Source organism: Burkholderia sp. BCC1996 (assembly GCF_905339955.1).
Lineage (GTDB): Bacteria > Pseudomonadota > Gammaproteobacteria > Burkholderiales > Burkholderiaceae > Burkholderia.
This window is the reverse complement of record NZ_CAJPHM010000007.1, coordinates 163,151-183,196: the sequence shown is the minus strand read 5'-3', so window position 1 is coordinate 183,196 and position 20,046 is coordinate 163,151. Positions and strand designations below refer to the sequence as shown.

Here is a 20,046-nt window from a genome sequence, read left to right as displayed (position 1 = left end):
TTCGGGCGCCGGGCTATATTACGCATTCGCGCGACACGCCGGGCCGCCACGCCCGGCCCCGGACACTCGACCCCCAAATGGAGCGCAGCGTGAAGACGGCCCCCGAATCCCTTGCACGGCCGGTCGACCTCGACCGGCTCCGCGCCCGCTTCGCGGCGGGCGAGCCGCTGCCGGAAACGGCATTGCCGGCCGCCGTCGCGCGCTCGTGGCTGCGTTCGCGCGACGCCGGGCTCCGGCCGTGGCAAACCGCCCGCTACGAAATGCAGCGCGAGTTCGACGAACCGCGCGCGGACCGGCGGCTGCTGCGCTGCGTCGCGCAGGAGATCGAGCAGCTGTGGGCCGCGTTCGGCGGCAGCGAGTGGACGATCTTCTGCGTCAATCCGCGCGGCACGATCGTCCATGCGCGGCGCAGCCCGCAATGCGACGACACGCTGCTGACGCCGATCGTCGCCGGCCGCCGGATCGTCGAACCGAACATCGGCACGACCGCGCCGAGCTGCGTGATTCACGACGGCACGGAGGCCGTCGTTGCGGGCGCGCAGCACTATCTCGACGAGTTTTCGCGGGTGTTCTGTCTCGCGGTGCCGCTGGTCGGCTTCGACGGCGAGGTGATCGGCGCGCTCGACATCACCGGCATCGGCCGGCGCAATGTCGTGCAGCTGCGCGAGCAGTTCCGGCATGCGGCGCTGTCCGCCGAGCAGCGCCTGTATGCGATGCTGCGCGACTGCCATCTGCTGCAGGTGCAATACGATCCACGCTGGCTCGGCACGCCGCTCGCCGGGGTCGTCGCGCTCGACGAAGCGGGCCGCGTGCGCGCGGTGAGCCGGCTCGCGCGCCAGATGCTCGACCTCGCGCCCGAAGGGCCGGTCGCGCCGGTCGAACTCCGGCAACTGTTTCCCGATGCGACGCCCGCGCAACAGCGCCGCCTGCTGACGCCGGCGCGCACGCCGCAGCGGATCGCGCGGGACGATGGTAGCCACGTATGGGTGCGCACGGTGCGCGCGCCGCTCGATCGGGCGACGACGGCGCGCCACGCCGATGTGCTCGAAGAAGCCGCCGACGTGTGCAACGCGGCGCCGGCCGCCAGCCCTCAGGCGAGCCTGCACGAACAGTCGCTCGACGCGATTCGCAGGGCGCTCGGCGAGCACGACGGCAATGTGTCGGCGGCCGCGCGGCAGCTCGGTATTTCACGTACGACGCTTTATGCGAAGCTCAGGCAGCTCGATGCGGCGGGGCTCAGGACTGGCGGGCCGCATCGCGTAGACCAAAATGAAGTCGCCCCCGTTTGCGAAGTAAAGATGTCACTTCGTCGGTCGTCGTTGACCAAGAAATGCGGAACCCTCGGGAATTCGTGAGGTTGCACGTCGCGCATTAAGGTTGTCACTGAGCACGGCATCGCGAAGACGTGCGGACAGCGGGGACGCGGTTCGTGACTCACGGACTAGACTGCGGCGATCCGCGCGGTCGGAAACACCGTCGGTTCCTGGTCCTCGCCGGCGTCGTCCGCTCCGCGACGCGCCGCGCGCCTCCGTCGCGTCGTTATCAAAACTGCGCCGTCACCTGGAACCCGAGCGTAACCCGGGCCGTTGGAAAACCGGACGGCTTGTAGATCGGCGTTCCTGCGAACAGGTCATAGCCGAATCCACCGAAGCGCGTCCCGACGCTGCCCTTGACGCCGATCACCGCGCCGGCAAGCTGCGTTCCGACTAGCGCGACCGGCTGCGGGCCCCACACGCGGCCATAGTCCAGCCCGGCGTAAATCGCTTGGCCCGTTTGGCCGATCGGCATTTGCAACTCGTTGCGCCAATACAGGCCACGTGCTGCCGCCAACATCGTTTCACCGTCGAAACCGCGCACCGTGTAGCGGCTACCGATGGTCAAGTCATCGATGTAATACAGCGTATTACCCGTGTACTGGCCGTGAATGCTCGTCACATAGCGGAACGGCTGCTTGGCGATCGCAAACGGCACCGACAGATTCGCATCCACGACCGCCATCTTGTAGCGGTAGGTCGGGCCACCACCGGCCGCGAGTATGTCATCCCGCGCGCCGAGACCGCCGGCACCCTGGCGATAAGCGAGCGTGCCGTCGAACTGCGCGCCATCGAAGTAGTGACGATCGGTCAGGCCGAATTCGATGACGGTTGTGTTGCGGCGTTGTTGCGTGATTTCCGTGTCTTCGATGAAGCTTTCGCCGAAGCGACGCGACAGGCGGACATACCCACCGAACACATCGTTCTGACTGCGCAGCAGCACGCGCGCCAATTTGAAATCCAGCGTCTTCGAATTGCCGCTCGCGACGAACGTCTGGTTCACGCCGGCAATCTGTTGATAGTAGGTGTTCGTGTACGCCGCAACCGTGGCGGTCCAGTAGCCCCACGGAATCGAATAGAAGCCGTTCCAGCCGTGCGACCCGAGGCGCTTGTCGCCGAATTCGAGGTCTTGACTGACGCCGACGTTGAACACGTCGTTCAAGCCAAGCGGGTTGTCGATGCCGATCGACAGATTGCCCTGCAGTCTGCCTGTTGCGCGTGTGCCTGAATTATCGATCGACGCGACGACGGTCCACGGCTTGCCGCGCTTCACGTCCAGCACCACATCGCTTTCGCCCGGCTGGTCAGCAGGGACGATTTGCATCGAAACGTCCTGACTGCTGACGCGCTTCATCTGCTCCAGACCTTGTTCGAGGTCGCGCAGGTTCAGCACTTCGCCGTCGCCGGTCGGGAACGCGGTCTTCCACGTGCCCCGCAATTTCTCGTCGGCGAAACGAACGTGCCGAATCATGCCCGGAATCAATGCGACCTTCAGCGTACCGGTTGCCAAATCCTGTTCCGGCAGCATTACGCGCGTCGTGATGTAACCGCGCGCCAAGATTTCCCGAGACAACGCCTTGACGATCATATCGACGCCTTGCTTACCGACACACTGGCCCGCGTAGTGGCCGAGCCATTCACTCGCGAAGGCGAAGCGATCCATCGGCAGCGCGGACGCTCCGGCTGACTTCGCGGCATCGGGCAGTGAATCCGGCACGTCGAGCGCAAAGCGGTCAATACGGAAACACGGCTGTTCGCTCGGCAACGTCGGATAAGTTTCGACGCGCGGCACTTCCGATCGCACGGAACGGACACGAAGCGCGGCGTCGCGCTGCTGCGCGTCGCGTTGCTGCTGCGCCTGTCGATCCTGTTCCGCGTTCACACGTGCGGCGGCAGCTCGATCTTCTGCGGTGGGTGCCTGCTGTGCGTGAACCCCGAGCGATAACAAGGCCGTGATCTGTAACACCGTCAGCCGCTTAACAATTGTCATTATTATTAAATCACTTATATTTGATCGGCAATCTTGATTGCCGATCAGTCAAATATATACTTCTTAATCAACAATCCCGCGAAAATCATCCAAAATGCAGCCACAACAATCCAGTAATTTCTACGGGAACTCTTGCTCATTTTGGACCATGTCTCTTCGTCCGGACCACCTGGCGCGACCATATAAATTCCTATTTCTTCGGGTTATTCAAAGGGACGGCATGACTAAATGGCGAGACGCCAAAGGAGATTTTCCCCGGCGACGCGATTCCAAGCTCAAGCGCAGTGCTTCCGCCATAGGAATGTGTTATCGCAATGAATGCATTCACATCAAACGGCGTCGGTACGGACAAATATGCCTGAGTTGCGTCGCCGGTCATAAACGAATTAGTTGAGGTAGCGTCATGGGCGCCCCATATCCATCCCAACGTCCCGACAATACCAGGCATCGTCGTAATCGAACGAGGATTAGCTTGGGTGACCCCTCCAGATACGTATGTTGTGCCGTCATACAGGTTCATTGCAATACCCCCGCTAGCAGAAAGAGAGCCAGATCCTACAGTCGCGTAGTTGGGGCCAATGGCATTTATCGGTGACGCATCAGCATTTGCTGAGTCAGCGTTGATTGCCGCAACAACCAGAGACGGGTTGCACGGTGCAGAAGCATTACACACCTTCGAGAGCATGCTGTACTTCCGCAGATCGTTACCTTGGTTATACAACTGTACGGCGGATGCAGTTGCAGCTCCCGCTGCGCCCCCTACAATGGCACCGCCAAGCCCCGCGACAATGTTCGCAGAGATGTTGCCAAGTAGTTCGGAACCCGTTGCCGATGCTCCGCCCTTTGAAATGCTTTCAAGTTCGCCAGCCATCGCAGACGACAACCCCGCACCAGCAGCACCACCGATCGCACCGAATGCGCCGCCGCCTAAGCCACCGATAAGCGCACCACCCGCAACGTGCAGTGCAGCGCGATTTGAGCCTCCTTCATCCCACGAGTTAGCTTCGGCTTGATAGGCGGCTTGTGCCGTCTTGTCACCTGCGAGCCCGGCCGTATCGGCTGCGCGCTGGGCTTCGTCGCGCTTGGCATCTGCGTAAGCGCCGATACCTTGCGATACGACCTGGCCGGCCGCTTGCGCGGCATTCATCGTGTCGGCCTGCTTATCCAGCAGATTCTGCACGTCCGGCGTCTTCGACACCGTTCCGTTCAGGTTCGACGTGTCGCGATTCAGGTTAGCCAGGTCCTGTGTCTGGCCTGCCGGATTCGTGACATTGATCGTGCCGGCGCTAACGCCACTACGCGTGGTTGCGTTCTCATTTCCGCTGTCCGATTGCGAAATCATCGGCGTCACGCCGCCCGAACCACTTACCGAACCGGGTCCGATAGCCTTGCCGGTATTGCTCACGCCTACGCCAGCACTAAACCCATTGCTGTCCGCCGCGTAGTGCGAGTGATTTTCAATATCGCTGGTCGTCAACGTCCCGGTCGTCAACGTGTTCTTCGACGCATCAGCCGTGCTGCCGATATATGCGCCTTTCAGGTCGGTATTACCCTTTACGTTGACATCGAAACCGCCGCTGCCGGCTTGAATGCCGGCCTGTTCGTTCACGCCGGCATAGTTGCCATCCGCATGCCCGTTCTGCGCGCTGACACTTGCGGTTCCACCGCCCATCGTGCTGACACTAATACCGCCGCCCACGCTGCTTTGATGTGCCGTGCTGTACGTCGTATCCTGTATGCTCTGCACGTTCAGGTTGCCGCCAACGTCCGCCTTCACGGTGCGACCGGACACGTTGGAACCGATCACATTCGTATCGCCGCCGCCGAGAAGCGTCACGCTATTCGCACCTGTCACGTGCGAATTGTTTTGCATCGCGGCGTCGCTGTTGCCGTCGCCGTGTGCGCGCGACATGGCAGCCGACACTCCGATACCGTTCGTGCCGATCGACACACCGACGCTTGCGCTTGACGACGAATTCGAGCTGCGCGTTGAATCAGTGTTCGTGGTGTTCTGCAGGTCAATCTGATTCTTCGCGACCAGCAACACATCGTTGCCCGATACGTTCGAACCCGCCACGGTGATATTGCCGCTGCCCGGCGTGCCGTTGCCGGTCGCAATCAGGGAAGTGGTGCCACCGGCCGACACGCTCGATCCACGCTGCGTCGTCTGGTTCTCCGACGTATCGAGTCGGCTATGACTCGATCCGACACTGACTTGAACGCCGATGCTAGGCGCATTCGCCGCGCTCGATACGCCGTTCTTTGCCATATCGTATGCGCCGTAGCCGGCCATTGCCGCATCGCCACCCGCCGCGATCGCGTGCAGGGCCGTCGCACGACTGTCGCCGGCACCGCTCTTTGCCGCCTGCGCTTGCTGATAGGCTCCGTTGATCGCGTCGCCGATGCTGCCCGACAGGCCGAGCGTGACGCCGCTGCTGCTGGTTGTCTCGCTATGGGTCCTGTTGCTGGTATCCGTCGCCGAATCGATCACGACGTTCGCGGCGCTGCCCGTCAGGTTCTTTCCGGCAATCAGGTCGCTGCCTGTCACGTGCAGGGTATCGCCTGCCTTGACAGTAAGGTTGCCGTTGAGCGACCCGACCGTGCTCGCGTTGTTCGTGACGGACGAAGCATGATCCGTATCAGTCTTCTTTTGCGTGCCGATACTCACGCTCAGGCCGCTTGTACCGATACCGGAATGCGTTTCGTGGTAGTAGCTGTCCTGCGAAACCGTATCCTTGGACGTCGTGATATTGACGTTGTTCGTCGCCGCAAGACTTACATCGTTCGTACCGACGACCGTGCTGCCCTGAACGGTCAGGTCGTGGCCCGATTGAATGTTCACGGTATTGCCCGACACAGTGCTGCCGACGCCGACGTTTGCATGCGTGTCCGTCATGCCATCGGTCTTGGTGCTGCTGACGAAGCTGCCGCGCTGGACCTGCACCGACTGGTACTTGTCGTGTTCCTCGCGCGCTTCGTTCACCGTGACGTTGCCCGTTGCAACGATGTTCGCCGAACCGGTGGCGTTTTCAACACCATTCGTCATGCCAGCGGTAAGGGACGAACCCGTGAGCGTCACGTTGCCTTTCGACGCATCGGTGCTCGCCGCGCCGAGCGACGCATTGCCGCCCGCCGTGAATTGCGTACCGACGGCATATTCGTCGTAGTTGTGATCGACTTCCTTGCGCGTCTTGCTGTCCGCGGCGACATTATCGAGCTTCGCGGTATCCGTGACCGTCGTCGCTGTCAGGTTGCCGCCAGCGACCACCGCCAAATCCTTGCCAGCAGTGACCGTCGCGCCCTTGAGCGTCGTATCGTTACCGCTTTGCATCCCCAAGCTGCCGCCTGCGGTGATGCCGCTCGTGACGTTCTTCGTCGTGGATTCTTCCCAATGATGCTGATCGTTCAGATACATCGATTGGTTCGTCGTGGACTGAACCGTATCGACGTTGACATCGCGGCCTGCCGTGACCAGCGCATCGCCGCCGGCCGACAGATTCGCGCCGTGAAGCGTGAGGTCGCGACCGGCCTGAACCGACAGGGCGCCCGTTGCTGCGATCGTTCCCTGCTGGCCGATCAAGCTTGTACTGGCCTTGCTTGCCCCCGATGCACCGGTTGCGCCCACCGCATCGACCAGCGTCGTGTTGACGATATCCCGACCGGCACTGACGGCGACCCGATTACCGGTAATCATCCCCGACGAGTTGACCACATCGCTGCTGGCCGATACGACCGTCGTGCCGTTCTTGCTGTCGCTGGAAATCGTACCGCCGCGATTCAGGATGTCCGTTGCGGTGAGAACCGTCTTCGTACCGCCCTTGATGACACCCGAGTTGGTCGTGCTGCCGGTCGTATGAATTTCAACATCATCGGCCGCGATCAACGCACCGGTCGGTTGCAGGTCGTTCGCATGCGTTTGCGCCATGTAGACAACCGGAGCCAACACATGCGTCGTGCTGCCATCGGGCAGGGTCACGGTCTGGTCGACGAGCCACACGATATCGCTCGTCAGCGCATCCATTTGCGCAGCGGACAGCGCCATGCCGGGCACCAGACCGAACGACTTCGCATAGTTCGCACCATTCGTCATCAGCGCGCGATACTCGTCTTCGGCGCTCGCGTAGCCCGGCAGGAAGGTACGTCCCGTCAACTGCGTAATCTGGTTGCGCACCATCTGCTGTTCATACATGCCATCGCCCAAGCGCTTTTCGATACTCGCCGGGTTCAGGTTCAACTGGCCGAGCATGTAGTCGCTCGAAATGAAATTCGTATAGCTCGTCAGACGCGGATCGGCGACGACCAAATACGGTTGCCCCGGTGCGGAGTGGATCGAATACATGCCACTGGTCGGCAGCGTGATCGACAATGCACCGGTTGCGCTCGCAACCGATTGCAATGCGGGGACCGTGGTCGAACCGCTTGCCGCGCCGACCTTGTTCAGCGTGCTACCCGACACCCCCTGATTGGCTGAATTGTTGCCGAGCGTACCGCCCGTCGCACCGGTCGACGAATTCTGCGCGGCGACGTTCTGGTTATTGACGCTCTGGCCGGTGATCGACACCGACTGATTTGCGATGATCGTACCGCCCGTGCCGCCGATCGCGACCGGTGTATGGACAACCGTCGGTTCAACGATCGTGCCGCGATCCTGCGTCGTGTCTTCGTTCCATGCGTACATCGACACGATATTGTCGGTTTGGTACTGATACAGCGTGCGACCGACGTTGTTCACGACCGTGCCGCCATAGCTGCCGCTACCAACAGAGCCGTTCTGCTGCGTGCTGCCGATCTGAATCGACTTGCCGGCCGTGATGGCGCTGTAGTCGTTGTTGATCGTGCCGACGTTCGCCATCGTGATACTGCCGCCCGCGACGAGCTGCGCTTGTTGCGCCTGGCTCGTTACCTTGTCTTGCTGCGTCGTGGACGTGGTATCACGCCAGATTTCGACGCGTTGATAGCCGTTATGGCCGTCGCTGCGCGTCGTATATTCCGTATCCGGGACGTAGTTGATGTGTGGGTCGTAGGCGTCCCAATAGTTGACCGTAACCGACCCGTCCGGGTTGGTCGTCAGCGTGTTGTAGTAAATCGTCTGCTGCTTGCCGTTGACGTTCACGACCAGCACCTTGTCGGTCGCGTTCGGTCCGGACGATTCCGATACGATCTGCGACGGGCTATAGCTCGAAGTGAGCGGCGTCTTATAGCCGTTCACCCACATTGCCTGCGAGCAGCCGCCGTTCGGGTCCGCGTTCATCGTCGCGCACACGATGTATTTCTGGCGCTTGGTTTCGTGCTTGCTCGTCGTGCCGGTCGTTTCGGTCGTGACCGTCGGCGCGGGGCGTGTGTTGGTGAACGTACCGGCCGCGAGTTCGACGTTGCCCTGTGCTTCGATCGTGGATTGATCGTTCAGCACATTCTGCATGCGGTTCGCGAGCAAGCCGTTCGCATCGCGCTGACCGTTCGCCGCGATATTGATATCGCCAACGCTGAACAGGTTCGCACCGCCCGTATTCGACAACTGATTCGTCGCGTACAGGTTCAATTGGTTGGCGGCGGCGAAGACAGCAGCGGCTCCGGTATTGTTGATCGTGTTCGCATTCGACGTGACGTTGGCACCGATGACGGTACCCATATTGTTCAACGTGGCGCTGTTGGTCGTAACCGTATCGCCTTCGATGCGGCCTGCGTTGTCGATCGTGCCGCCGTTCGCGTTGACGGTCGTGTTCGCGGAATTCAGATCTGCGCCGCTCTGGTTGTCGACGTTCGCAGCATTCACGGTGAGCGCGCCGTTCGCATCCAGCACGCCCTGGTTCGTCAGCTTGCCTGACGTGGTGAAATTCAGGTTGCCGTTCGCGTGCAGCCTGTTCGCTGCCGTCTGCGTGTAGTCGCTCCCGAGCGTGATCGAGCCGTTACGACCCGCGACGATGGAACCGTCACCCGACAGCGTGCCGGTGATCAGCGTCAGGTCTTGATCGCTACCGATCGCGCCGCCCTGATTCGACAGGGCACCCGTCTGAATCGATACGCTGCCGCCGCTGCCGGCGTCATTGCCGATCTTGCCGGACGTGTCGTCAATCGATGCAGCCGTCAGCGACAACACGCCGTTTGCCCGCACGGATCCATACTGGTTTGAGAGCGCCGCGTTCGTACCATTGAACGTCAGATTGTTCGCGGCCGACAGCACACCGCCGGAATTGTTCGCGTTGCTGCCGACATTCAACGTCAGGTCGTGGCCGGCCAGTGTCTGACCACCTTGCGCATTCGTAAGCGTTTGCGCGGTCAGCGTCACATCGCCATTGCCGCCGATCGTGCCGGCACCGGCTTTACCGGACGCATCCGTGTTCGTGATCGACGCGCCGCCGTCGATCGTCGTCGCGCCCGTACCGATATTGGCAATTCGTCCGTCACTATTATCGACGCTCGATCCGGACAACTGGAGCGTCGCGGTTGCGCCGTTCGCCTCGATTTGCCCGCCGTTATTGAGCACCGCACCTTGCGCCGCAACCTTCAGGTTGCCGTTCGCCTGTATCAGGCCGGTCGAATTTGTGAGTTGTCCGTTCGATTGCACGGACAACGATTGTGCCGCCAGCAACGAACCGTTCGAATTGTCGACCGTGCCACTCGAAACCGACACGTCACCGTTTCCGCCGATCGTGCCGCCTGCCGCGTTCGTCAGTGCGTTCGTCGTCGTGACGGACAGCGCATCCGTGCCGAGCGCTTTAACGGCGCCGCCATCGTTCGCCAGGCTGTCGGCCGAGATCGTCAACGCGTGATTCGACTCGATCGCACCGGTTCGGTTGTTGATCGCGCCTTGGGATTTGATCGTGACGCTATCGGCACCGATGTAGCCGGACACGCTGTTGTCGAGCGACTGAACGTCGAGCCTGGCCTGCCGCTGCGCGGACAGCGTACCGGCTTGATTCGAGACAGCGGCGGCGGTCAGTGCGAGCGCACCATTGGTCGCGATGGACCCGCCGTTGTTCGACAACGCACCGGTTCCGATGGTCAGCGTACCGGTACCCGCATGCGCGATTTTGCCGTGGTCGTTAACCAGCGTCGCAGGGGTGAGGCTCAGGTCGGCGCTGTTCGTCTGTACGGTGCCTGAACTATTGTCGAGCGTGCCGGAAACAGCAATGGTGGTCGGGTTCGCGCCGGTCTGCGTGATCACGCCTGAACGGTTTTCAAGGTCGGTTGCCGTCAACGACAACTGGCTGCTCTGAATCGAACCTGAACTGTTGTCCAGATCGGCCGCGCGAACGTTTGCCAACGCGCCGGCAGAAATGCTGCCGGCTGCGTTAGCCAGGTGTGAGCCGGCATCGATCGTCGTATTTTGGCCGGCCGTCAACGAACCGCTGCTGTTGTCGATAGACTGCGCACCGACGGTCAAATCAGTAGCGGCGCTGATCGATCCTTGGTTAGCGATGCTGCCGGCCTGAACCGTGACGGCACCATCACCACCGATCACGCCGCCTTGCGCGCCGTTCGCGGTCGTGCCTGCTGCGTTCGTCAGTTGGCCGCTTGTCGTGACGGAAAGACCATCGCTATTCAGGGACGTAACGCGCCCGGCACTGTTCTGAAGCGAAGCACCGACGACCTTCATTTGGCCGGCGCTCTGAATGATGCCTTGCTGATTGTCGATCGCGCCGCCTTCCACGTCGGCGCTATTCTGCGATACCAGCGTGCCGGCCTGATTCGAAATCGCGCCGGACGTGCGCACCGTCAGCGCGCCCTGCGACGACACCGTGCCGGCTTGGTTCGACAGGCTGCCCGCCGCCAGCGTGACACCGCTTTGACTAGACAGGCTGCCGTGGTCGTTGACGATCGCGCCCGCTGCGGTCGCGGTCAACGCGCCCTGTGCGCTCGTCGTCGCGTTCGACAGGTTGATATCGCCCGCCGTCGCGTTCACATCCAGCGCGCCATTCGTCGCCGTCTTGCTGCCGGCCAGATTGACGCCGGACCCACGCAACGTCGTATTACCGCCCGCGATGTTCTGGCCGGTTGCGCTCAACTGACCCGTCGTCGTCACTTGCAGGTCACCGGCTTGCGTGACCGTCCCGTTGCTGTCGACGCCTGCGCCGATTGCGCCCGTAGAATTCAGCGAGCCGGCATTGACGCCGACGTTGTGCTGTGCGGCGAGCGTGCCGCTATTCGTCATGTCCGCGCCGGTAATCATCGACACGGATTGCTGGCTGTAGGTCGTGCCGTTGTTGTCGATGCTGCCGCCGGCCGATACCGCAACGTTACCAAGCGCGCTGATCTTGCCGGACTGCACCAACCGCCCGTCGGTCATGAGCGTCATGCCGGCCGCGTCCGCCGAAAGCGTGCCGGCATTCTGGACCCCGACAGCACTGCCTGAACTCGCCAGAAAAATGCGGTTGGCGTACATACCACCGAGCTGGCCGACGTCGATCGCAACCGCCGGAGCCGCACCGTCGCCCTGAATCGGCGTCGACGCAAGCGTGTCATGATTAACCTGATTCGAACCGGCGATTACGTTCAGATTTTTCGCATAAATGGCTGCATTCGCCTGAACGGCGCGCGCTATGATGTCGACCTGATCGATATTTGCCGCATTCAGGCCCGATCCGGATACCGTGACAAGACCTCGATTCACATTGAAACCGGCCACCGACCCATCTGCTCCATAATACGGAACGCCAGTTGTCAATACGGCACGCGAAGTATTAATAAATCCGCCACCGTCGATTTGCAAGCCGGCCGGATTGGAAATGATAAGCTCGGCTTTTTGTCCGGCAATCTCGACGAAACCGCCAATCGAGCTTGGATTATTGCTATTGACCTGGTTGACGATGATCCGCGCAGCGTCGTTCGGCCCGAAATTCGGGTTGCCGTTGATCATACCCGCTTGCTGCGTGTTAACAATCGTGGGCGAATTATTCAATATCGCGCCGGATTTCGAAACGTCGAACTGGTTATAGGTATTTAAAGATACACCCGCATTTCCGGGCTTATTAATATTGACTTGCGGCAAGCCGTTTTGCGTCTGGATCACCGAAGGCGCGTGCGCACCGCCGCCGACAATCTGCGCATTCGCCCACATGGGTGTCGCGCCTGCCGCGACCAGTACGGCAAATGCCGCGTGACGCAACGCAAATCGCGCAAATCCACGCGACACACGCGCTACGGCAGGGCCTTCGCCCCCGCCAACCTTGCCCGACGCGGTGGCGGTTTCTTCGACAGCAATCAGCATGCCGCGCACGCGGCTGAACACCAACCGATAGTTATTTTGGTTCATTGTTGTGGTCTACTCGAAAATCGCACACCCGCGTACAACCGATTATTTGATGACCACATCATCTCGCAGAACACAACCGCGCGTCTCGCACTGGCGAGTCAACAATTGTCAAACGCTCCGAAACGAGACAAATTTCGAATTTCAGACGTGACTGATTGACTTGCGCTCGAGCCTCGCTGCTCGAGTTTCCAAGATATATCTGACAGCTAATACCCCCCGGCCCATTACCGCAGCGTGGAAAGGATCTCAACGATTTGTAAATCGATCTCTTCAGCGAGGCGCGCCACAACCGCGCGATTTTCCGCTCACGCATCGCAGCATCAGGGAACGGCGCGACACCCCATGCATGGAGGCAGATCGGCGTGCACGTGCGGCGCCACGCGAAATCACGCATGCCAAGCACGCGAGCCTGAAGTCGGGCAACGATCGAGTTTGAGGCTGAAGGCGTCCAGCGGGCGCGGCATCGTGACCGGCCGCATCGCATGCCGGTAAACATCCTGTGCATTGACGCGCCTGCAGCGATCAGTGCAACGCGCCGGCGGCACGATCGCCGCCCCCGCCGGCCTAGCGGCAGCTATGCCAACGCCCGCCGCTCATGCAGCCGCAACGCGGCCCAGGCAATCCCGGCCGAGAAGATCCCGACCACGCCGCCGAACGTGCCGATCCACGGCAGGCCGAAATCCCCGGCGATATGGTTGCCGAGCAACGCACCGGCACCGATCCCGACGTTGTACAGCCCGGAAAAGATCGACACCGCGAGATCGGTCGCCTCCGGCGCCAGCTTCAGCACCCACGCCTGCATCGCGAGCCCGAAGCAGACGATCGCCCCGCCCCACACCAGCGTGTGAACCGACAGCGTGACGATGTTCAGCGCGCTCGGGAACAGGATCAGCAGACAGGCCGACAGCGCGATGATCGACGCGAGCAAAAAATCGGCCGGCCGTTCCGGAAACACGCGATTGAAGCAGAGCGCGGCCGGCATGCCGGCCACGCCGAACAGGATCAGCACGTAGGTGATCCGGCTGCTGCTCGCATGATTGACGCTCTGCACGAACGGCTCGATGTACGTGTACGACGTGAAGTGCGCGGATACGACCAGCACGGTGATCGCATACAGCGCCACGAGCGCCGGCTTCCTGAGAAACGCGCCAATGCTGGAAAGCGATCCGGCGCCCTGGCTCGGCAGCACCGGCAGCGTCATGCGCAGCATCAGCAGCGCGACGGCCGCCGCGCCGCCGATCACGAGGAACGTCACACGCCAGCCGAGCGCCTCGCCGATCACGCGCCCGAGCGGAATGCCGGCGACCATCGCGATCGCCGTGCCCATCGCGAGCAGGCTGAGCGCGCGGCTTTTCCGGTCGCTCGGCGCGAGCCGCACGGCCAGCGGAACGGAGATCGACCAGAACACCGCGTGCGCGCACGCGATGCCGAGCCGGCCGATCATCAGCACCGTGAAATTCCATGCGACGCCGGTCACGACATGGCTGCCGACGAACACCAGCAGCGCGCAGCTCAGCAGCTTGCGACGCTCGACGTGGCGCGTGACGAACGTGAGCGGCAGCGACACGACGGCGACGGCCCATGCGTAGATCGTCAGCATCAGGCCGACGTCGGTCGGCGGCATCCGCAGGCTGTCGCCGATCGCGCTCAGCAGCGCGACGGGCACGAACTCGGTGGTATTGAAGATGAAGGCAGCAAGGGCCAGGGCCAGAACGCCCCACCACGACTGTTCGGAACTGACGGCGTCCGGGGTTGCCATACGGGAATTCGACGAAGGTTGGGGGCGCGGGCAGCCGGCCCGGCGCATCGGCGCGATTGTACCAGCGGCACATGACATGCCGCGGCGGGCCGCGCCGCCGGGACATGGCGATGACACGGCCGCGCGCCGATAATGCGTCGAAGGATATTTCACGGACGATTTGCCCGAACGTCATCGGGCCGGGAGATTCACATGCGCATTGAAACGTCGTTTCTGTTCGATCTCGACGGCACGCTCGTCGACAGCGTCTATCAGCACGTGCTCGCGTGGAAGGAAGCGCTCGATGCCGAAGGCATCGAACTGTCGGTATGGCGCATCCACCGCAAGATCGGGATGAGCGGCGGCCTGTTCCTGAACCAGCTGCTGCGCGAGACGGCCGGCGACATCGACGCCGAGCGCGTCGAGCGTCTCGCGCGGCTGCACGCGGCCGCGTACCAGCGGCTGCGCGCGCAGGTCCGGCCGCTGCCGGGCGCGCGCGAGCTGCTGGCCGCGCTGTCGAACGCGGGCATCCGCTGGGCGATCGCGACCAGCGGGCGAATGGAAACGGCCGCTATCAACCTCGAGGCGCTCGGCGTCGATCCGGCGAAGAACGTGGTCGTCACGCGCGACCAGGTCAAGTATGCGAAGCCGGATCCCGACCTGTTCCTGACGGCCGCGGCGAAGCTGAACGTGCCGATCGAGCACACGGTGGTGGTCGGCGACAGCATCTGGGACATGCTCGCCGCGAGCCGCTGCCGCGCGCTGGGCGTCGGGCTGCTGTCGGGCGGTTACGGCAGCGACGAGCTGGAACGCGCGGGGGCGCTGCGCGTGTACGACGATCCGGCGGATCTGCTGTGGCATCTCGACGAGATCGCGGCACGGCCGTAGACCTCACGCGTCCCGTTCGATTCGCGGACCTTACGGTGTTTGCAGCGTGCCGTCCTTCAGCCGCGTCTGCGTCCAGGTCGTCACCGTGTTTTCGCATGGATATTTTGCTGCCTCTGCTTCATCGATATCCACGCCCAACCCGGGTTTTTCACTGGCGTACACGTACCCATTCCGGAACTCGGGAAGACCGGGGAATACGTCGAGCAACGCCGCCCTCGGCCCCTTGAGTTCCTGAATCACGAAATTGGGCGGCTCGGTACCGGACCATTCCTGCACACCGAAATTGCGCGATGCGAGATCGATATGAACGTTCGCCGCATGCCCGAGCGGCGACATGTCGCCCGGGCCGTGCCACGCCGTTCTCACGCCGAACTGCTCGGCGAATATCTGCAACTTGCGCCCAGCGGTAATGCCGCCGATCTGACTCAGGTGAACCCGGATGAAGTCGATCAACCGCTCCGTGATCAGGAAGCGCCACTCATGAGGATTGTTGAAGAGCTCGCCTTGCGCAAGCGGGGTAGACGTCTTCTCCCGCAGCTGGCGAATCCATTCGCCCTCTTCCAGCGCGATCGCATCCTCGAGGAAAAACAGGTCGAATGGCTCGAGTTCACGCGCGAAGCGAATGGCCTCGACCGGCTTCAGGCGTTCATGAACGTCGTGACACAGTTCGACTTCGAAGCCGATCTTGTTGCGGATACCATCGAACAGTTTCAGCGTATCGCGCATGTATTGCTTGCTGTCCAGATAGACACCGTCGGCCGCACCGTGCGGCGCACTCGCCGGCGCCTTGCCGTATCCGCCGCCGCCATAGCCGCCACTCTGGCAGCGGATGTGCGTGATGCCTTGCTCGCGATACCGCTGTATGTTCTCGCACAGCTCACCCAGGTCGCGCCCGTCCGCATGCCGATAGACCGGCACGCCTTCGCGACACTTGCCGCCGAAAAGCTGATGGAGCGGCATGTTCGCCATCTTGCCCTTGATGTCCCACAGCGCCATGTCGATGCCGGAAATCGCATTGTTCTCGATCGGGCCATTGCGCCAGTAAGCGTTCTGGTGCATCAACTGCCAGAGCTCCTCGATGGCCTCCGCATCGCGACCGATCAGCAGTGGCCGCAAATACGCTTCGATCACGCATTTGACGGCAACATGCCGGTATGCGAACGTCGCGCATCCTAGACCATACAAGCCCGGTTGGTTGGTCTCGATCTTCACGACGATCAGATTGATGCCTTCCGGGGCGGTCAGGATGACCTTGACATCTGTAATCGGGGTGGTCATTTCTTGTCTTCCAGAATCCAGTCAATGAATCGAACGATGCGGCAGATCATGTGCGGCGCAGCGAGATGGTCGAACCGTCCGTCGTGCGCTGCTCGGAACGTGCCGGAACCGTGATCATCAGGATCACCGATACCAGCAGCGCCAGCGCCATGAACATGTACGAAGCCGACGGGCTGCCAGTCGCACCATTCAGATATCCGACGACCCACGATCCGAGAAACGCGCCCAAGGCGCCACTCGAATTGATGATGCCGATCGCCCCACCCAGCACGTTGCTCGGAATCAGTTCGGGGACCAGCGCAAAGAACGGTCCATACGGCGCATACATCGCGGCACCGGCAATCACGAGAAGCGTGAACGAGATCCAGAAGTGCGATCCGCCAACCAGGTACGAAGCGACGAGCGCAATGGTCCCGACCAGCAGCAAAGGCCAGACGAACAGCTTGCGATTGCGCGTCTTGTCCGAGAGCCATGACGCGAGCAGCATCAGGATGATCGCAGCGAGATACGGAACGGCGGCAAGCCAGCCCACGGACACGATGTCGATTGTCGACGCGGTCTTGAGGATCGACGGCAGCCACATGATGAAGCCATAGACCCCGATGCTCCACAGTGCGTGAATCGCGCAGCATTTCAAGACGACCGACGAACGGAATGCGGCCCTGTAGTCGCGAACCGGGGCGATATGAGCCTGCTCCGCTTTCAGGCGTGCATCGAGTTCGGCCTTTTCTCCGTCCGTCATCCATGGCGCATCAGCCGGACGGTCCTTGACGGTGAACCACCAGACGACGGCCCAGGCAAGCGCGGGCAATCCTTCGATGACGAACATCTCGCGCCACCCGAAGCTGCGCACCAGATAGCCCGATACCACCGACATCCACAACACCGTCACCGGATTGCCGAGAATCAGGAACGTATTCGCGCGGGAGCGTTCGGTGCGCGTAAACCAGCGGCTGATGTACATCAGCATCGACGGCATGACGGCGGCCTCGACGACACCGAGCACGAAGCGCAGGACCATCAGCATTGGAATGTTGCTGACCATCCCGGTCGCAGCAGCACACAGGCCCCACAGAATCAGGCTGACGAAGATCAGCTTCTTCACGCTGTTTCGCTGTGCATAGATCGCGCCTGGCACCTGGAACAGGCAGTAGCCAAGGAAAAACAGCGAGCCGATCAGCGACGACATGCCGTGGGTGATGCCGAGATCCTTGTCGATCCCGGCTGCGGCGGCGAAACCGTAGTTGGCGCGATCGAGATAGGCGAGGCTGTAGGTGATGAAGATGATGGGCATCAGATACCACCATCTCTGGGGGGCTACGGGTTTGGTGCTTTCCATGATGTCTCCTGACAGGTGTGGCGCTTCGGCGCTTGACGATTGCGCGGGCGGCTTTTCGTATGGGTGTCGATCGCGTGGATCGGCTTTCAAAGGACGGCCAGCCAGCCGCCATCGACATAGATGATCTGGCCGTTCACATAGCTCGACGCCGCCGATGCCAGGTACACCGCCGTGCCGACGAGTTCCTCCGGCTTGCCCCAGCGCTGCGTCGGATTGCTGGCCTTGACCCACGCGTCGAACGCCGCGTTCTCGACGAGCGGTTTGTTCATGTCGGTCAGGATGTAGCCCGGGCCGATCGCGTTCGCCTGAATATTCGACGACGCCCACTCGGCACTCATCGCGCGGGTCAGCATCTTGATCCCGCCCTTGGCGGCTGTGTACGCGCCGACCGTCGCGCGCGCGGCTTCGCTCGTAAGCGAGCCGATATTGATGATCTTGCCGCCGGTGCCACGCACGATCATGCGTCGGGCCGCTTGCTTGGCGACGATGAATGCACTCGTCAGGTTGGTGTCGATCACCCGTTGCCAATCGCCCAGTTCGAGTTCGACGAGCGGCTTGCGAAACTGGATACCAGCGCTGTTGACGACGATGTCGATCTGCACGCCTGCCGCGTCCCAGTGCGAGAACGCATCGGCGACAGCGTGCTCGTCCGTCACATCGAATGCGCGACCCTGCGCGTCGAAGCCTTCGTCGGCGAGTTGTCGGACCGCGGCGTCGACCGTCTCGGCCTGTGTTCCGTTCAGAATCACACGCGCACCAGCCATCGTGAGTCCTTTCGCCAGCGCGAAACCGATGCCGCGCGCCGAACCGGTGACGAGCGCCGTGCGTCCGCTCAAGTCAAATAGTGAAGTCATTTGATCGCACTCCTATTGATTGTCCGAAAACGGGCGCGAATGCGCCCCTCGCGACCGTCTCCGGTCGCGATGAAGTCAACGCCGAATCTGCTGTCAGGGTTTCAGGCGCGTTCGTCGGCAGCGGCCTTGTTCAGCGCGGCGCGATCCTCGAAGTCCTGTTCGGCGCGCCTGATGAGCGTGAGCACCGCTTCTTCCGCGGCAGCCTCGTCGCCCTTTTCGATTGCGACGCAAAGCGCTTCGTGCATCGGCAACGACCGTGCCGGGCCACCGGCGATCTCCGAACTAAGCTCAAAACTCGTTTGCAGGATGGACGACAGCGCGTTCTGCATCTGCTGGACGAACTGGTTGTGACAGGCCGTGAGAATCGCACCGTGAAACGCGAGATCGGCAGGTACATATTCGCCATTGCCGGCGACCGCACGCTCCATCGCCCGGTAAGCGCGCCGAATCGCGATGCGGTCTTCATCGGTCGCGCGTTTCGCGGCGAGTCTGGCCGCGTTGGGCTCGATGATCAGGCGAAGCTCCATCAAATCCTGGATCAACCCCTCATCGACCGTGCCGGCACGCGCGCGCCAGGTAATGACGTCGGGATCGAACAATTGCCATTGCGCACGCGGCAGCACGACCGTGCCGTAGCGCCGGCGAACTTGCAGCATGCCCTTGGCGGACAGCGACTTGACCGTCTCGCGGATGGTGATGCGGCTGACCTGCAACTGTTCGGCCAGTTCGTCTTCCGACGGCAGGATGTCGCCGGGTGCGAACTGGCCGGAGCAGATCCGCTCGCCCATCTGATTCAGTACCTGCCGATGGAGGGTTGCCATAAAGACTCTCTAGATCATACGTATGATGTAGAAAGATAGGCGGACAGCGTATCTGCGGCAATCGGGGTTGACCCGAGGCAGATCTGGAAAATGCTCGGATCGTTTGTCATCCTCCCGGCGCGGCGCCGGCACGCGGTTACAAATGGCACGAACCGCGCACGGGCGCCTTGCCGATCGAATCGAGCCGTACCCGAATCAATCGTCATCGACCCGCTTGTCGATCAGATAACGCCCGCGCTCGACGCCCGCGCGCAGCGCCTCCTCCTGCGTCGACCATTCGGAGCCGGCCGGCTCCGGCACGATCAGCTCGATGCGGGCACCGTCGACATACACCTGCACCTCGTCGTCCCACGCGCCGCGTGCGTTGCGCCGCGCCCATACGCGTATCTCGTGGCCGCGATACGGGTCGCGAACCTGTGCGTCCTGTTGATGCTGCATCCTGGCCTCCTGTACTTATCTGCGATGGCGATGCAAAAAATGCGCGCCGCATGACCGCCGCGCGCGCCGTCGGCCCCGCGCGCATGCGCCGTGCCCGCTATCGGCCGCCCCGGCACGTGTCTTGCGTTCGTGCC

The 20,046-nt window shown here is 62.0% G+C and carries 10 protein-coding genes; 2 read left to right on the top strand and 8 right to left on the bottom strand.

From position 1 onward, the window contains the following. Positions 1-89: 89 nt before the first annotated feature. Positions 90-1,355, top strand: coding sequence for a helix-turn-helix domain-containing protein (locus tag U4Z64_RS12565; protein ID WP_321820130.1), 1,266 nt, complete (start codon positions 90-92; stop codon positions 1,353-1,355). 187 nt (positions 1,356-1,542) lie between these two features. Here the strand turns inward: U4Z64_RS12565 and U4Z64_RS12560 are convergent, their stop codons facing one another. The 3 genes from U4Z64_RS12560 to U4Z64_RS12550 form a co-directional block, all read right to left on the bottom strand. Continuing rightward, the gene (locus tag U4Z64_RS12560; RefSeq protein ID WP_321820129.1) at positions 1,543-3,303 is read right to left on the bottom strand and encodes a ShlB/FhaC/HecB family hemolysin secretion/activation protein; all 1,761 of its coding nucleotides are present in this window, start codon (positions 3,301-3,303) and stop codon (positions 1,543-1,545) included. Positions 3,304-3,493: 190 nt separating this feature from the next. After that, positions 3,494-12,556, bottom strand: a complete 9,063-nt coding sequence (locus tag U4Z64_RS12555) for a hemagglutinin repeat-containing protein (protein WP_321820128.1) — start codon at positions 12,554-12,556, stop codon at positions 3,494-3,496. Between the two features lie 574 nt (positions 12,557-13,130). After that, positions 13,131-14,315 carry a sugar transporter gene (locus tag U4Z64_RS12550; protein ID WP_044843420.1) on the bottom strand — a complete coding sequence of 395 codons (1,185 nt, stop codon included), beginning with the start codon at positions 14,313-14,315 and terminating at the stop codon, positions 13,131-13,133. A 192-nt stretch (positions 14,316-14,507) separates the two neighbouring features. Between U4Z64_RS12550 and U4Z64_RS12545 the strand changes: the two genes are divergently transcribed. After that, positions 14,508-15,182 carry an HAD family hydrolase gene (locus U4Z64_RS12545; protein WP_044843419.1) on the top strand — a complete coding sequence of 225 codons (675 nt, stop codon included), beginning with the start codon at positions 14,508-14,510 and terminating at the stop codon, positions 15,180-15,182. 30 nt (positions 15,183-15,212) lie between these two features. Here the strand turns inward: U4Z64_RS12545 and U4Z64_RS12540 are convergent, their stop codons facing one another. From U4Z64_RS12540 to U4Z64_RS12520, 5 genes are all read right to left on the bottom strand, one after another. Beyond that, the gene (locus U4Z64_RS12540; RefSeq protein ID WP_321820127.1) at positions 15,213-16,460 is read right to left on the bottom strand and encodes an enolase C-terminal domain-like protein; all 1,248 of its coding nucleotides are present in this window, start codon (positions 16,458-16,460) and stop codon (positions 15,213-15,215) included. A 46-nt stretch (positions 16,461-16,506) separates the two neighbouring features. Beyond that, positions 16,507-17,799, bottom strand: a complete 1,293-nt coding sequence (locus tag U4Z64_RS12535; RefSeq protein WP_321820126.1) for an MFS transporter — start codon at positions 17,797-17,799, stop codon at positions 16,507-16,509. Between the two features lie 86 nt (positions 17,800-17,885). Beyond that, the gene (locus U4Z64_RS12530) at positions 17,886-18,653 is read right to left on the bottom strand and encodes an SDR family oxidoreductase (protein ID WP_321820125.1); all 768 of its coding nucleotides are present in this window, start codon (positions 18,651-18,653) and stop codon (positions 17,886-17,888) included. Between the two features lie 101 nt (positions 18,654-18,754). Continuing rightward, the gene (locus tag U4Z64_RS12525) at positions 18,755-19,474 is read right to left on the bottom strand and encodes a FadR/GntR family transcriptional regulator (protein WP_321803672.1); all 720 of its coding nucleotides are present in this window, start codon (positions 19,472-19,474) and stop codon (positions 18,755-18,757) included. A 195-nt stretch (positions 19,475-19,669) separates the two neighbouring features. Next, on the bottom strand, positions 19,670-19,912 hold the full coding sequence (locus U4Z64_RS12520) for a DUF6566 family protein (protein ID WP_124521841.1): 243 nt from the start codon (positions 19,910-19,912) through the stop codon (positions 19,670-19,672). Positions 19,913-20,046: the final 134 nt, after the last annotated feature.

Bases quoted from the DNA above. Each gene is read 5' to 3' on its own strand.
- U4Z64_RS12540 (WP_321820127.1), bottom strand. From the start codon at position 16,460: ATGACCACCCCGATTACAGATGTCAAGGTCATCCTGACCGCCCCGGAA.
- U4Z64_RS12545 (WP_044843419.1), top strand. From the start codon at position 14,508: ATGCGCATTGAAACGTCGTTTCTGTTCGATCTCGACGGCACGCTCGTC.
- U4Z64_RS12525 (WP_321803672.1), bottom strand. From the start codon at position 19,474: ATGGCAACCCTCCATCGGCAGGTACTGAATCAGATGGGCGAGCGGATC.
- U4Z64_RS12550 (WP_044843420.1), bottom strand. From the start codon at position 14,315: ATGGCAACCCCGGACGCCGTCAGTTCCGAACAGTCGTGGTGGGGCGTT.
- U4Z64_RS12560 (WP_321820129.1), bottom strand. From the start codon at position 3,303: ATGACAATTGTTAAGCGGCTGACGGTGTTACAGATCACGGCCTTGTTA.
- U4Z64_RS12535 (WP_321820126.1), bottom strand. From the start codon at position 17,799: ATGGAAAGCACCAAACCCGTAGCCCCCCAGAGATGGTGGTATCTGATG.
- U4Z64_RS12555 (WP_321820128.1), bottom strand. From the start codon at position 12,556: ATGAACCAAAATAACTATCGGTTGGTGTTCAGCCGCGTGCGCGGCATG.
- U4Z64_RS12520 (WP_124521841.1), bottom strand. From the start codon at position 19,912: ATGCAGCATCAACAGGACGCACAGGTTCGCGACCCGTATCGCGGCCAC.
- U4Z64_RS12530 (WP_321820125.1), bottom strand. From the start codon at position 18,653: ATGACTTCACTATTTGACTTGAGCGGACGCACGGCGCTCGTCACCGGT.